This window comes from Nostoc sp. (assembly GCF_036919615.1).
Taxonomy (GTDB): Bacteria; Cyanobacteriota; Cyanobacteriia; order Cyanobacteriales; family Nostocaceae; genus Nostoc.
The window spans coordinates 87774-102418 of sequence record NZ_JBALCN010000059.1 but is presented as its reverse complement, the minus strand read 5'-3'; the positions used below and the strand labels follow the sequence as shown (position 1 = coordinate 102418).

Annotated in this window: 11 protein-coding genes; 4 read left to right on the top strand and 7 right to left on the bottom strand. The window is 42.4% G+C overall.

Annotation, left to right across the window (positions count from 1 at the left end; translation table 11 throughout):
- Nucleotides 1-55: 55 nt before the first annotated feature.
- The 6 genes from V7K48_RS18300 to V7K48_RS18275 all read right to left on the bottom strand — a co-directional run bounded on the left by V7K48_RS18300 (nucleotide 56) and on the right by V7K48_RS18275 (nucleotide 9355).
- Nucleotides 56-553 (bottom strand): AAA-like domain-containing protein, encoded by a 498-nt coding sequence (locus V7K48_RS18300; RefSeq protein WP_335074670.1) that lies wholly within the window; start codon nucleotides 551-553, stop codon nucleotides 56-58.
- Between the two features lie 100 nt (nucleotides 554-653).
- Nucleotides 654-1040: a four helix bundle protein gene (locus V7K48_RS18295; RefSeq protein ID WP_335074669.1), complete on the bottom strand. Its 387-nt coding sequence runs from the start codon at nucleotides 1038-1040 to the stop codon at nucleotides 654-656.
- Between the two features lie 105 nt (nucleotides 1041-1145).
- Nucleotides 1146-2681, bottom strand: coding sequence for an AAA-like domain-containing protein (locus V7K48_RS18290; protein ID WP_335074668.1), 1536 nt, complete (start codon nucleotides 2679-2681; stop codon nucleotides 1146-1148).
- Nucleotides 2682-3268: 587 nt separating this feature from the next.
- A complete protein-coding gene (locus V7K48_RS18285) occupies nucleotides 3269-7726 on the bottom strand; it encodes an NACHT domain-containing protein (RefSeq protein WP_335074667.1) in 4458 nt (1485 codons plus the stop codon).
- Between the two features lie 99 nt (nucleotides 7727-7825).
- A complete protein-coding gene (locus V7K48_RS18280; RefSeq protein ID WP_335074666.1) occupies nucleotides 7826-8833 on the bottom strand; it encodes an SPFH domain-containing protein in 1008 nt (335 codons plus the stop codon).
- Nucleotides 8834-8920: 87 nt separating this feature from the next.
- Nucleotides 8921-9355: an NfeD family protein gene (locus V7K48_RS18275; RefSeq protein WP_335074665.1), complete on the bottom strand. Its 435-nt coding sequence runs from the start codon at nucleotides 9353-9355 to the stop codon at nucleotides 8921-8923.
- 233 nt (nucleotides 9356-9588) lie between these two features.
- Between V7K48_RS18275 and V7K48_RS18270 the strand changes: the two genes are divergently transcribed.
- On the top strand, nucleotides 9589-11583 hold the full coding sequence (locus V7K48_RS18270) for a protein phosphatase 2C domain-containing protein (protein ID WP_335074664.1): 1995 nt from the start codon (nucleotides 9589-9591) through the stop codon (nucleotides 11581-11583).
- Here the strand turns inward: V7K48_RS18270 and V7K48_RS18265 are convergent.
- Nucleotides 11563-11874 (bottom strand): hypothetical protein, encoded by a 312-nt coding sequence (locus V7K48_RS18265; protein WP_335074663.1) that lies wholly within the window; start codon nucleotides 11872-11874, stop codon nucleotides 11563-11565. The genes V7K48_RS18270 and V7K48_RS18265 overlap by 21 nt on opposite strands.
- Before the next feature lie 10 nt (nucleotides 11875-11884).
- On the opposite strand from V7K48_RS18265, the gene V7K48_RS18260 reads away from it, so the two are divergent.
- The 3 genes from V7K48_RS18260 to V7K48_RS18250 are packed head-to-tail and all read left to right on the top strand — an operon-like array spanning nucleotide 11885 to nucleotide 14624.
- On the top strand, nucleotides 11885-13306 hold the full coding sequence (locus V7K48_RS18260) for an AAA family ATPase (RefSeq protein ID WP_335074662.1): 1422 nt from the start codon (nucleotides 11885-11887) through the stop codon (nucleotides 13304-13306).
- 3 nt (nucleotides 13307-13309) lie between these two features.
- Nucleotides 13310-13510 carry a hypothetical protein gene (locus tag V7K48_RS18255; RefSeq protein ID WP_335074661.1) on the top strand — a complete coding sequence of 67 codons (201 nt, stop codon included), beginning with the start codon at nucleotides 13310-13312 and terminating at the stop codon, nucleotides 13508-13510.
- The gene (locus V7K48_RS18250; RefSeq protein WP_335074660.1) at nucleotides 13503-14624 is read left to right on the top strand and encodes a beta-propeller domain-containing protein; all 1122 of its coding nucleotides are present in this window, start codon (nucleotides 13503-13505) and stop codon (nucleotides 14622-14624) included. The genes V7K48_RS18255 and V7K48_RS18250 overlap by 8 nt, the downstream gene beginning before the upstream one ends.
- Nucleotides 14625-14645 lie beyond the last annotated feature (21 nt).

Genomic DNA, 14645 nt, shown 5'->3' with positions numbered 1-14645 from the left:
CGCTCGTGCCAATGCCAAGCTCAAGCTTTGTTTTATCAGACTGATGCTTAAAAGACTAGCTGCCAGCTAAAAAAGATATCAAATGGGTTCTATAAAAATCATCGGTAAAATTTAAGCTGAGGGTAGAGTCAATTTCGTCCACAAAAATCACCACCCGTTCTTTAACCTCAGCCAGTAAAACCTGCTCAAAAAACAGTGTTAACCGTTGCGATACTCCTAAATGCTGGTGTTGTTGCCACCAACTCACCACATCTGTATCAAACATCAGTTGGTCATCTAGCTTCACCAAAAAGCCAAAATACCACTGTTCTACTGTGACTTGTACCCCCAATTCCTGGAGGTCAACAATTACTGAGCGAATTCCCTCGTCCCTTAATGTTTCTGCCGTGCGTACCATCAGGCTAGACTTACCCATTTGACGCGGCGTGAGAACATAGGCGAAAGTTGCCGACTCACATAAACGGAGCAATTCTTCATCAGCTTGACGAGGAATGTAAATACCACCGCCAGCTTGCACAGTCCCGCCTACGGTGTAAATGGTTGGATTAGCCATCTAAGGGACTCCGGGACAAGGGGGATAAGGGGACAAGGGGACAAGGGGACAAGGGGGACAAGGGGGATAAGGGGGACAAGGGGGACAAGGAAGATTTGCTTTACTCATGGATAATCCATTGATTAGGATTGTTAATCATGTTTACTAAACCACTTAAAACTTGATTGTAAGTACCGTATAGTTCTCTTCCTTGTTCTATATCTAAATACTCACATTTGACAGCAAACTTTATCCATACCTGAGTTTCAGCAGCCTCAGCTTCGCAGTCATTTAATTTAGCAATAAAAGCAGCTTTATATCTACGCTTTCTCCAAGCTTCTGCTAGATTGGCACATACAGAGCGTGACGAACGCCGCATTTGGTCTGTCAAAGCGTATTTTTCTTCTGTAGGAAACTTTTTTGAGAGTTGAAAGATTTTCATAGCTGTATCAAATGCCAATTTAAATATCGCTAAATCTTCATGGCTCTTAAATCTCTTTTTATCCACTCCCTTAATCCCCCTTGTCTCCTTGTCCCCCTCGTCCCCTCTGTCTTCCTTGTCCCCCTCGTCCCCCCTATCTTCCTTGTCCCCCTCCTCCCCCTTGTCCCCTAACTAGCCACGCAGATGCTCCTGGAAATAGTCGGTGTAAAGTTGACAACGGGGAAACACTACACGCCCTTCCCGGCGCACTAAACCTGCACCCCGCAAACGGAAAAAGATGCGCTCATCTTCACAGGTGCTCTGGCGAATTACTTGGAACATACCCTGAACCAACTCCTGTTTGTTATGCAGCCGGAAGAGGTGGTTACGCAAATGATTGCCAAAGGGGCCATTATCTGCGATCGCATTGGCAAAAAGTTCGGTAGTCTGGAGGCGATCGCTAGCAACTAAATAAAGTGCAAGGCGTACTAAATAAGGATGTCCACCTAGCAACGCTACTAATTGCTTTTCTTCACTGGCGTTGAGGGGTGAACGATGACGGCGGTTTAAATCAGCAACCTGTACTGCTGTAAAGTCCTCTAAATCAATTACTAGCCCAACATTAAAGGGGGATTGGTTGAGATTATCAATTAGCTGGTAGGGTTCGGTGGAAGTCACCAGCGCTAAATCCAGTTGCTTCCAGATGGGAGTGGTAGCGCGGCTATTGTGCCAGCTTCGCAGCATTCCAAAGAAATCAGAGCGAAAATCAGTATCAAAGACCCTTTCAACTTCATCCATCGCTAAGACAATGGGGTTGCCAAATTCTTTCAGCAAATAGCGCCCGACATAGCGAGTGCAACGTTGACTATTGCCCAAAGGCATATTCCAATACTCATCAACTTTGTCTATCATTTCCAGTTCATCAGTTAACCAAGTACAGAACTGGCGAAAGAAAAGATCAGCATTAGTTAAGGCGGCTTTGTCAAACAATTGGAAATCCAGCAAAGTAACCCGCTTCCCTACATTCACAGCAGTATGAATTGTGCGGATTAACAGGGAACTTTTGCCCATTTGCCGGGGGCCTTTAATTGTAATTGTTACACCTTGCCGCTCAATAGTCTGCAAAGCAAGTAGATCAGATGAGCGTTCCACGTAAAAAGCAGATTGCGATTCCATTGTTCCTTCCGGCATTTCCAGCGAGAGGGGCTGTGCTGAAGGAAAGGGATGGGGTAAGAGTGACGGCTGACTCATCTGGAGTAAGTCTGCTTTCGATTTTTCTTCACTGATAGCCAATGCACCGCCAGAGACAGCCTGCAACAACTCTGCAATCAGGCGCGGCGTATCTTCTGCATCTTTCCAGAACGCCCAGTTAATCCCATTTAAGTAAGCACTCAAGGGATACAGGAACGGTTCTTGATACGCCAGACGCACCGGGAGAATTATCGGGCGTCCTGACTGTGATTTTGCTAAGTGGTGTGCTGTCTCTATTTCTGCAACCACCATCTCGCTGCTAGTTGACAAGGCTGAAAGAAAAGTAATCAGAAAATCAGCTTGGCGAATTTCTGCTTCAATACATTCAGCCCAGCGTGTACCAACAGACATGGTTTGGTCGATAAAGACTTTGTGCTGCTGCGATAGCGCCTGGAAGACTTGCATCGCCACCGGCTCATCGGGGCTAGCATTACGCTTATAGCTGATGAAGATGCGTTTAGCCTGTGAGTTTAACATTACTATTAACCTTGTCTTGCTTCAGCTTTTTGAGTGGAAAAGCTTGTCTAGTTGCGAGTCAATCTTGTACAGAAGTTGGGTAATTCTGTGTTTCGTCATCCAAGGGCAGTTTTTCCCTATTTCGAGGATTAGCTAAACAAATTAGGATTTTATTCACAGCGCTATCAATTAGATACACTCTACTACAGCGCAGTTGCAGCCAATTACCGACAGCACAAAAAACTCATTAACGGAGTTCAAAGACTCATTAACGGAGTTTAAAGACTCGTTAACGGAGCTAAAAGAGGCTGCGCCAACGAGAATGTCAAAGGCGAACGCAACGACTAATACCAATTCAATTAATGATTGCAACACATCCTTGGGTGAAGACGCGATGAATCGCGTCTCTACAAATGGTCTATTTGTCGCATTCTTCTTTTAAATTGGTATAATCAGCACTGCGTAAGTACTGCCCACCTAAAACTAAAACTGATGTAGGTTGGGTTGAGGAAGGAAACCCAACACAATTAAGTTTTTGTTGGATTTCGCTATCGCTCAACCCAAGCGTATTGCTCTATTATTACCAGAAGTGCAATAAGCTAAAAGTATTAAGCTCCATCTTCCATAGCACCTAATGCTTTGAGAGTTGCTTTTTTAGATTCGGTTAAGCCTGTAATGCCTGTAATGTTCATATCTTCGTAAGGTCTTTTTAGTCTAATGGTTCTTATGCTATTACCTGTGCTAGTCTCCCAAAGCATTATTGTGCCATCACAACTACAACTAGCAAGCATTTTACTATCCAGACTAAAAGCAACTGAACGAATCCAAAGAGAATGACCTTGTAAAATTTTCAGGCATTTACCGCTGTTTATATCCCAAAGTATTATAGTTTGGTCGTCTGCACCACTCGCTAGAGTTTTACCATCTGGACTAAAAGCAACTGCGGATACTGATCTGATGTGACCTTGTAAAGTTTTCCAGCATTCACCCGTGAAGGGACACCATAACCCAACGCTTTCATTAAGAGTACCACTAGCTAAAAGTTTACCATCCGCACTGAAAGCAATTGAACGTGTCCAAGGGCCGCTTCCGATTTCTAATATTTTAAGACATTGGCTTGTATAAATATTCCATAGCTTTATCTCTCCGCCATAATTGCTAATAGCTAATGTTTCACCATCGGGACTGAAAACAACTGAGCGGATTGAGTAATTATCTTCAAAAATTTTCCAGCATTCTCCCAGTTTAACATTCCATAATCTTACACTTCTGTCACTACTACCACTGGCAAGTATCTCACCATTTGGGCAGAAAACGATTGATTGTACCCAATCACTGTGTCCCTGCAAAATGTTCAAGCATTCTCCTGTGCAGAAATTCCATAATCTGATTGTTGTATCAGCACTACCGCTAGCAAGTATTTTACCCTCTCTATCAAGAGCAACTGATTGCACCCAATTGGTGTGACCTTGTAAAATTTTTACAGATTTACCAGTGCTAATATTCCATAATTTTACTGTTGTCTCATCATCTGCACTAACAATCATTTCACCATTTAAACTAAAAACGACAGAGTTTACCCAAATACTGTGTCCCTGTAAAACTTTTTGGCATTCACCTGTAGCAACACTCCAAAATCTCACTGTCTTGTCATAGCTACCACTAACAAGAGTATCTCCATCTGGACTAAAAGCAATTGAACGTACTAAATTGAAGTGTCCCTTTAATATTTTTAGACATTCACCTGTTATTACATCCCAAAATCTGATATTTTGGTCGCCGCTACTAGCAATTGTCTTACTATCAGCGCTAAAAGCAACTACTAATGATGAGATATTATCCCTTTGCAAGGTTAACTTACATTCGCCTGTATTCACGTTCCATAATCTTACAGTCTCATCATAACCACCACTTGCAAGCATCTTACCGTCTGGACTAAAAGTAACTGATTTTACAGAATTTCTATGTCCTTCTAAAGTTTTTAAGCATTCGCTGGTTTTAATATTCCATAATTTGATCGTGTGTTCAGAACCACTACTAGCCAGCATCTCAGCATCTGGACTAAATGCAATTGAGTATACTGAATTATTATGCCCCTGCAAAATCTGTAAGCATTTACCAGTTTGAATATCCCATAATCTCACTGTATTATCAGAACTGCCACTAGCAAGAATCTTACCTTTAGGACAGAAAGCAACTGAATTTACAGAATTATTGTGTCCTTGTAAAATTGTTAAGCATTTACCAGTGCGGGTATCCCATAGCCTTATAGTCCTATCGTGACTACTGCTAGCAACTTTATTACTATCGTGACTAAAGTCAACTGAAAGTATTGCGTTAGTATGTCCATTACAAGTCAAAATTTCTTCGCCAGTAGCAACTTTCCATATCCGAACAATGCCTTCACCATCACCAGTAACTACAAATTGACTATCAAAACTATACGCAACTGAAAAAATTGCACCAAATAGTTTAGTAAAAATGCTGTCAATCAAATTTGCTTGTGCAAGGTTAACATGACGCAAGCTAGCCTCAGTAAAATCAGCACCTTTAATTACCGTACCGCTTAAATTTCTCCCATCTAACGCATACTTATCAACCTTTACCAAAACTGTCGCCGCGTTTCCCCCAACATAACCAACCTCATCCTCACTTTTCCCGCGCGTCCCCTCAATCACCTTAATAACCGACTCCTTAACCTCAACATTAATCATCCCTACCAGTAAATCCATCACCGCTTTTGTCAAAGGTGCTTTACCAAAAGTCCCCCTCAACTTCTCCAAGGATTCGCTTATAAATCCCTTGAGTGCCGCAGCTGGTAAAATCTCTCCAGCCACATCTACCTGACGAATGAAATAAGAAGACCAACTATAATCAACAAGTGCAGCATCATGATTTATCTGGAAGCGCACCCGCGCTAACTCAGTAAAATCGCTAGCTAACACTCCCAACTCGGCTGCAAATTTATAGGCTACAAAAAACTCTAGCAGCGACCGATGCGCTGGAGTATAATCACCATCAGCATTGCGGATGAGCATAGTTTGCCCCATCATGTCGTAATGCCAGTGGTCTAAATCTTTCTGTTCCTGCACTACCGAACCAAATAACCGCCGAATTCTGTCAGGGAAAAGCCGATAATTGAGGCTCATTTCGTCAGTAGACAGCATTTCCCAAGAAAGTTCGCACAAAAAGTATAGCTTTTCTGCCAAAGAAGTAAACGTGCGATCGCTCTTAATATCCCGTTCCATTTTCCGCCGCACCGCATACAAGTAAACCCGCGACATATCCACAGGTTTACCCGCCTCAATATCCGGCAAAGCTTCCAAAATTAACTCAGTCATCACCGGACGACGGGCTAAATCCAATAATTGCGGATTTCCCATTACTTGTTCAACTGTTGCAGTTTCCGTTTGATGCGACAACACCAGCCGAATTTGCTCGTCGTTAAATTTCTCCAGTTCCAGCACTTCAAACTGCGGTGTTTCCCCTGTCAACTGTTTGGTAGAAGCTTGTAACTCGGCATTGAGTAAAGCGCGTCCTTCCTTGGCGTCGGGAAAATGTTCGGTGCGACAAGTCAGGATCACCTTGGCACCAGGAACCACCACTTTTGCCAGTTCCCAAAAGTTATTAATCATCTGCTGACGGTCAACTTTTGCTGCCATTTCGTCAAAACCATCGAAAATTAGCAGCAATTTGCCCATGCGGTTCAACTGGTCAAAAACTTCGCTAGTTAAACGGATATTGTGTTGTGTAAAAAAGAACCCCGCCAAAACGTTCTCGACATTTATTGCTTTGGCAAAATCCCGCAGCGTAATTACCAAAGGCAAACGGGGACGCTCAACACCGCGTTTTTGGGCATCTTGGTAACGTTGCAATGCCAGCCAAGCATAGTGGAAGGCAAACCAAGTTTTCCCCGTACCAAATTCTCCTAGTATAGAAATATGCTCTTTAGCTGGATCATCCAACCAGACATCAATATAACCATCAATCCAACCATCGCGATCGCTATAGTGACTGATGCCGATACGCTGCTTAGTATCGGGGTCAATTTCCTCTTTTGTGCAAGCTAAAGGAACGTATTTTGTATCTATTTGCCGCCGGATAATTTCTGCTTCTAACCAATCGAGATAATCACTAAAATCAGCATCTTGGTCAATGAGTTCGTCAAAAGTGTAACAACCTAAGTGGCGATTTTCCTCCTTTTCCACCTCATTCCGCGCCGCTCGTGCAATCCGTCTGGCTGTTACTAACCAACCTTCATCAGTTCTCTGCTGCTCCACAGAGGAACGCAAAACAGCTACATCCTTGAGTCCAACTTCGCCCTCAATTCCCCGGATCAGGATGCGGTCATATCGGTTACGCCGTGTTGGTACATTGATAATCCACTCAAAATATGAATCACCCCAAATTTCATACTTTTCAAAGCGGTAACCCAAGGTTTCAAACCAGCCGCGCATTTGTTGAGCTAGGGCAATGGCTTGACACTTATTTTTTGTGGATGTTTCGGCCTCCAGCAGTGAAGGGGAATTCTGGGCATTCAACCGCGCCATTTCAGTACAAATACTTTCCAGCGTCGGCAACCTGTCGAGTAGTTCTTGGATATTGGCAATGCGTTGTTGCAAAGAGCCAATTTGTTGACTCATTAGTGTATCTGCTGGGTTGCGAGTGCGTTTAGCAACTTCTGCAAAAACAATATAAAACGCAGCAATTTCCCGTCTAATGTCAATTCCCAAACTTCTAATGTCATCACCCAACGCATAAGCATCAAGCCAAGCATCAACCTCAGAAAGCAAAATTGAGGGGTTATTATGGTCAAATGCTTTGCGGAAAGCTTGTTTTATTGCTTCTTGGCGAAAAAGTTCTAAAAAAGGCTTGGGTTTCCCAACGCCGTACTCTACCAGTGCATAAGCATAAACCCCACTAAAATCTGCTGGTGGATGCTCTGGGTCAAGTTTAAACTGCCGAAGTAATTTAATTACAGTCTCATTGCGCTGAATTTTTTCCTTAATTAAAGGATTAGCGATCGCAATAATAGCGTTGATGACTTGTTCTGGGTTAATTATCATTATTCATTAGTCATTAGTCATTAGTCATTGGAAAGAGACGAAGAGATAAGGAAGAAATTTGTCCCTTTGTCCCCTTATCCCCACTCTCCACCTCTACTCCTAACTAGCGCGGTTATTTTCTAATCCTGGTATTTGCTTAGAAAATAACTCGTTAGAGTTAACCTGACCATCTGAAACGACAGAGCGTATACCCTCTAAGGCAGCGGGAATAGTACGCGGATCTATAAAAATCACCTTGCTGCTATCGCTTTTACCAATTGTCGCGCCCATATCCAGATAACCCAAGGCAAACAGAACTTCCACCGCTTTATTTGCATTGGGATTAGTGTGGAGTTTTTGGGCAATAATTTCTGCTGATTCTGCGATCGCCTGCGCTTTTAGAACCTGCTGCTGACGTTCAGCTTGAGCTTTCAAAACAATCGCCTTTTGTTCAGCTTCCGCTTGCAGAATTGTCGATTTTTGACGAGCTTCGGCATCCAATATTTGCGCGTCAGCTTTACCTCTGGCACTATTAACGGCAGATTCGCGTTCCCCCTCAGAAGTTAAAATTGCTGCCCGTTTGCGTCGTTCTGCCGACATTTGCAATTCCATCGATTCTCGCACTGCTTGAGACGGAATAATATCTCGCAGTTCTACCCGTGTCACTTTTACACCCCAAGGATCGGTAGCAACGTCCAAATCCTGTAATAAAAGTTCACTGATGTGGGAACGAGCAGTAAAAGTTTGATCTAACTCCAACTGTCCCATTTCGGCGCGAATTTGAGTCAGCACCATGTTTACCATTGCCGACTGGAGATTTTCTACCTTGTACCAGGCTTTTTCCATATCCACAATCCGCCAGTAAAACACTGCATCTACCTCAATACCAACGTTGTCACGGGTGATGCACTGTTGAGGAGGAATATCTAAGACTTTTTCTCGGATAGTTTCTCGGTAGACAACTCTATCTACGAAAGGAATGACAAAGTTTAGTCCTGGTTCCAGTTTTTTGTTATAACTACCCAATCTTTCCACTAAAGCTTGATTGCCCTGATTGACGACTTTCACAGAACCTGCTACAGCACCACCACCAAGGGCTAAAAAGACGAGCAAAAAGAACTGTTCCATTGTGAATCTCCTGATTTTTTAAGTATTAAATGTCACTCCAAATTCAAGGGAGTGGGAAGCAGGGGAACTACTAACTCTGCCTCCTGCCTAAGAATTCAACAGATTTTCAGGTATCACAATTAAGGTGGTACCTTCTCTCCTGACTACATAAACTCTTTGATGGGGTGGTACGGTAAATTTGTCATCGTCACATCGTGCTTGCCAAGAATTTCCCTCATACAGCACCCGCCCTGTTTTCCCAGGCAGAATTTCTGTTAAGGTTTCAGCTATGACTGCATCCCGAATTTTCGATTTGCGTTGTCGCGGTTGCAAAAACCGACGGGAAAGCAAAACTAGTGTGGTGGAAAGTAATAGCCAAACTATAACTTGCAACCATACACTTCCCAAACCCACTCCAGACAGCAGTGCTACTACAAAAGCGCTAATTCCCATCATGAAGGCGACAAACGCTGATGGTAAGAACAATTCCATTAGACATAAAACTGCTCCTGCTAAAAGCCAGATTAAGGTAAGACTTGGCATAGCGCCATCCTAAACTCTACATTGACGTAAATGCATTTCTACGATTAGATACAGCCAGACGTAAGTTATTTACAGAAAGCAAAACTTGGTATTTATACCAATCATTTTGATTAATTTCAGTAACAAGGTGTAGCTAGCAGTACACCAGTCTAGTTTATTCTAGGCTTCAATTCATTGCCAGCTAAAGTTAATCGAAATTCATGAGTTGATTAGTTTTTTAAATTTATACTTTTATGATTTCTACTCAACTGATAATTTATTGTATAAATCCAGGCTGTAATAGCCCGATTAATCCTATGGGAGATAGGGTTTGTGCCAGTTGTCAAACTCCTTTGGTTCACCGCTATCTTTGGGCTACTGGCTCACTGTCTGCTCAAATTCCACCAACTACAAAGGTTGTAGATAGATACGAAGTAATTAAGCACCAGATTTGGCTGGATACTCAACCGGGACTGCCACCAGATGTACCTGAAGAATTGCCAAAGGAAGTAATTCCTTATCTACGATTATATCAAGAGCGGTTGCATCTGCCCCAGGCTTATGGGTTTGCTAGTGACCTTGAGGGAGATACAACTAATATCCTCTTATTAGAAAATGTGCCGATAGATGAGACAGGAAATATCTATCCAACTATTGTTGAGGCATGGGAGCAAGCAACAGCGGTACGACAAGTTTATTGGCTGTGGCAAATTCTCCAACTTTGGACACCTTTATCAGAATTGGGACTTAGCCGCAGTTTACTGGTAGTAGACAACTTGAGAGTCCAAGGTTGGTGTGTGCGACTGTTGGAAGTGTACAAAACACCAGCAGATGAGAAGCTGAGTTTACAAAATCTGGGGGAGTGTTGGCAGTTTTGGGTAGCGTCTGCAAAGGCATCAGTAGCCAAAGGGTTACAGAACATAGTCCAGCAGATGTGTGAAACTGAGGTTGAGTTAGAGGCTATTAATATTCAACTCAATAATTTACTACTAGCATCTGCGGCAGAATTGCCATTAGTTCTGAAGGTGGCAGGCTCTACAGATATTGGCCCAGTTATGGCACAAAATGAAGACGCTTGCTACCCGAATGCTTTGAGTGACTTAGATGAACCTTTATTGCCTCACTTGTCGATTGTTTGCGATGGCATTGGCGGACACGAAGGCGGCGAGGTTGCTAGTAGGTTAGCAGTGCAGTCTGTAAAGTTGCAAATTCGCGCTTTACTAACAGAGGTTACAGAACAAGCTGTACTTGTACCACCAGAGTTGTTGCAGGAACAATTAGAAGCAAGCTTGCGGGTGGTAAATAATGTGATTTATGCCCGCAATAATGAACAAAAACGCCAAGGCAAAGAACGCATGGCTACAACTATTGTAATGGCAGTACAAGTTCCACAACGAGTGCAGACGAGTACTGGGTGGCAATCAAATAATACCCATGAACTTTACTTAGCTAATGTTGGTGATAGCCGTGCCTATTGGATTACTCGCAATTATTGTCAGCTACTGACAGTAGATGATGATGTGGCAACACGAGAAGTACGCCTTGCAAAAAGCTTATATCGAAAGGCACTTTTGAGACCAGATGCTAGTGCCCTAACTCAAGCTTTGGGGACAAGAGATGCAGAATCTTTGCGTCTCAAGGTTCAGCGATTCATTGTAGAAGAAGATGGCATATTGCTACTGTGTTCTGATGGATTAAGTGATAATAATTGGGTAGAACAATCTTGGCAAAATTATGCAATACCCGTGTTAACAGGTAAACTGACAGTTGAAGATGCTGTCCGCAACTGGATTAACTTGGCAAACGAAAAAAATGGGCGTGATAATACGTCGGTTGTTCTCACTTATTACCGTGTCTCCCCAGAATACTTAGTACCTGTGACTCCGGCGTTGCCAGAAGAGATTATAGAAGCAGAAATACAAGAAGAACAAGAGGAACAAGAAGAACCAATTTCCTTGACAGAAAGTTCGCGATCGCTGCTAGATTTGGATCTAGATTTGGATCTAAATTTGGATCTAGATTTGGATCTTTCAGAGGAACCATTTATAAGCCCAGAAATCCCACCAACCTTAATTACAAAACCTAAGCGGGATAAACGTTTGGTAATGCTGGGGGGAGTGTTGGCGTTGCTTGTGGGGGGTACAAGTTTGGGATTATTTGCTTGGTGGCAATTTAATCCTCAAGGATTCCAGCAGATGTGTCGGCAACTTCCCCAAAGAGTGCAGCAATTATGTCCGCCTGGAAAATAGGGAATGGGGACTGGGAAATAGGTTATACCGAAATGTTGCAATGTTGATGATGAATGTCGCGATGTTGATGATGAATGTCGTGATGTTGATGATGAATGTCGCGATGTTGGTAACAACAGCTTCTACATTCAGTGTGACGGCGAATGAAGTTGTGATAACTCGTGAGCTAATATAGGTGAGCGATCGCACCACACATAACTCTACATTACATCTTGCGCCAATGTGTGAGCTTGCAAGTAATTTGACTAAGTGAATCTGCGATAAGGTAAGGGTATCACAATCTGTTCTCACTCCAGGAAAGATGAATATTGACCCCGTATCTGTAATTAATGCTATTAAAGCTGTTGCACCTGCTACTGTTTCCCTTGGTATCCAGCAGGCTCAACGTAACGAATATATTATTAAAGTTTTAAAACGTTTAAATCTTGCTCCAATACAGCCTCCCAAAGATTTTGAAGGTGTTTATACTTATGCTTTGGTAGACTATGGCGTATTTCAAGCTGATGATATACTCAATTTTTTTAGAAATAAAGAGATTAAAAAAACTTTTTATAAGGCTTTTGCAGAAAAAGCATTGGCTATTGATAATGAGGAATGGAATACATTAAATGATGAGGCACAACAAGCAAAAATAGACTTAGTTAAAGTTAAGGAATTTCATCAATTTTTTGTCAGTGTGGCAAAACGCTCTAAAAATCCTGGAGAAATTCTAACTAATGTACAACTTCAAGAACACCGGAAGACATTTACAGAATCTCTAAAACAGTCGCTTTATCCAGATGAGTTTAAAACACTAATTGAAGAAAAAACTAAGGCATTTTGCGGTCGTAAATTTGTATTTGACGAATTTGATGATTTCCTTAAAAAGCATCCCAAAGGATATTTTACCGTGATTGGGGATGCGGGTATGGGGAAAAGTGCGATCACAGCCCAATCTGTATCTAAATACAAAGCTATCTGCTACTTCAATATTCGAGCAGAAGGTCGCAACACACCAGACCAATTTTTGCAAAGTATTCGTCAACAACTGATTAATCGCTATCAGTTACAGAATGCAGATAATGATAATTTACCTACTTTGCTGACGAAAGTAAATGAAAAGCTGGCAACTGGTGAACCCTTGGTAATTGTGGTTGATGCACTCGATGAAGTCGAACAACCAAGGTCAGGAAATCTTTTAGATTTACCTAAAAATCTGCCAGATAGCATATATTTTCTGCTAACTAGGCGACGCTATGCACAAAATGAAAAGCGCTTGTTGACTGAAGAAGTTCCAGAGCAGCAGTTGGATTTAACAGCAAATAAGTATGAAGTCTGGAATCGAAAAGATGTGAAAGAGTACATTAGTACATGTATCAATGATGAGCCAGAGCATGATGGTTTGAAGGCATGGATTCAAAAACGCAAGATTCAGCCGCCATATTTTATTGAGCAGGTAGCACAAAAAAGTGAAAACAATTTTATGTATCTGTACTATGTCTTACCAAGTATTGCTAGAGGAGATTATCAAGACTTAAGTTTAGAAGAATTACCTGAGAAACTTCAGGGTTATTATGAACAGCATTGGAAGCAAATGGGAATGGATACTCCAGACAAGCGGACAAATGCGATTATCCTTTGTGTACTGGTTGAGGTAGGTAAACCGATTTCCTGTGAATCCATTGCTCGCATTACTGGTCGAGACGAATATGATGTCTTGGAGCTTTTGAATAAGTGGCTATAATTCTTGAGAAAACAAAAACAAAATGAGGAAGACTACTATTCAATTTATCACCAAAGTTTTGCAGATTTCCTCCGCAAGCAATCGACTCTCAAAAGAGAAAAAAAGAACAATAATATTGATTGGCAAGAAGTTCAGCGTCTTATTTCCGACTCTAATGACCAATTGTGGGCAAGCCTAAAATCAGGTGAGGACGAAGATGAGTAGTTTTGCTGAAAAATTTGCCCAGTTATCCTTAAGCGACCAGCGAACCATCCTCATTGACCCTCATGTTAAAGCAAAGATAGGAAAGTGGAAACCACTTTATAAAAAACTGACTGATTTTGATTTTATCAATGCTAAAATCAACCATTCTGATTTTGGTGTGCAGTCACTCATTGAGGATTATGATTTAATTAATGACTCAGAAATATTAAACAATCCAGAATATAATGCAAAGCAAGTCAAAACGCTGAAATTGATTCAAGGAGCATTGCGATTGTCAGCGCATATATTAGTCAAAGATAAAATGCAACTGGCAGGGCAATTGTGGGGGCGAATGCAGCACTTTGCAGTACCGGAAATTCAAGCAATGCTTAAAGTAGCAAAGCAGCAAGTTTTACCTTGGTTCTGTCCGTTAACATCTAACTTAATTTCCCCTGGTGGAAGTTTACTTTTCACTCTCACAGGTCATAGCGATTCAGTAAATGCAGTAACCCTCCCCCCCGATGGCAAGCAGGTGATTTCTGCTTCACGTGACGAGACACTCAAACTCTGGAATCTGGAAACTGGAGAAAATGAGCGGACTTTCCACGGTCATAGCGGCTGGGTAAATGCAGTAACCCTCACCCCCGATGGCAAGCAGGTGATTTCTGCTTCACGTGACGAGACACTCAAACTCTGGAATCTGGAAACTGGGGAGGATGAGCGTACTTTCCACGGTCATAGCGGCTCGGTAAATGCAGTAGCCCTTACCCCTGATGGCAAGCAGGTGATTTCTGGTTCAGATGACAAGACACTCAAACTCTGGAATCTGGAAACTGGAGAAAATGAGCGGGCTTTTTACGGTCATAGCGACAGAGTAACAGCAATAGCTCTCACCCCTGATGGCAAGCAGGTGATTTCTGGTTCAAATGACAACACACTCAAACTCTGGAATCTGCACACTGGGGAAAATGAGCGTACTTTCAACAGTCATAGCGATAGAGTAACAGCAGTAGCTCTCACCCCCGATGGCAAGCAGGTAATTTCTGGTTCAAATGACAAGACAACACACTCAAACTCTGGAATCTGCACACTGGGGAAAATGAGCGTACTTTCAACGGTCATAGCGACAGAGTAACAGCAGTAGCTCTCACCCCCG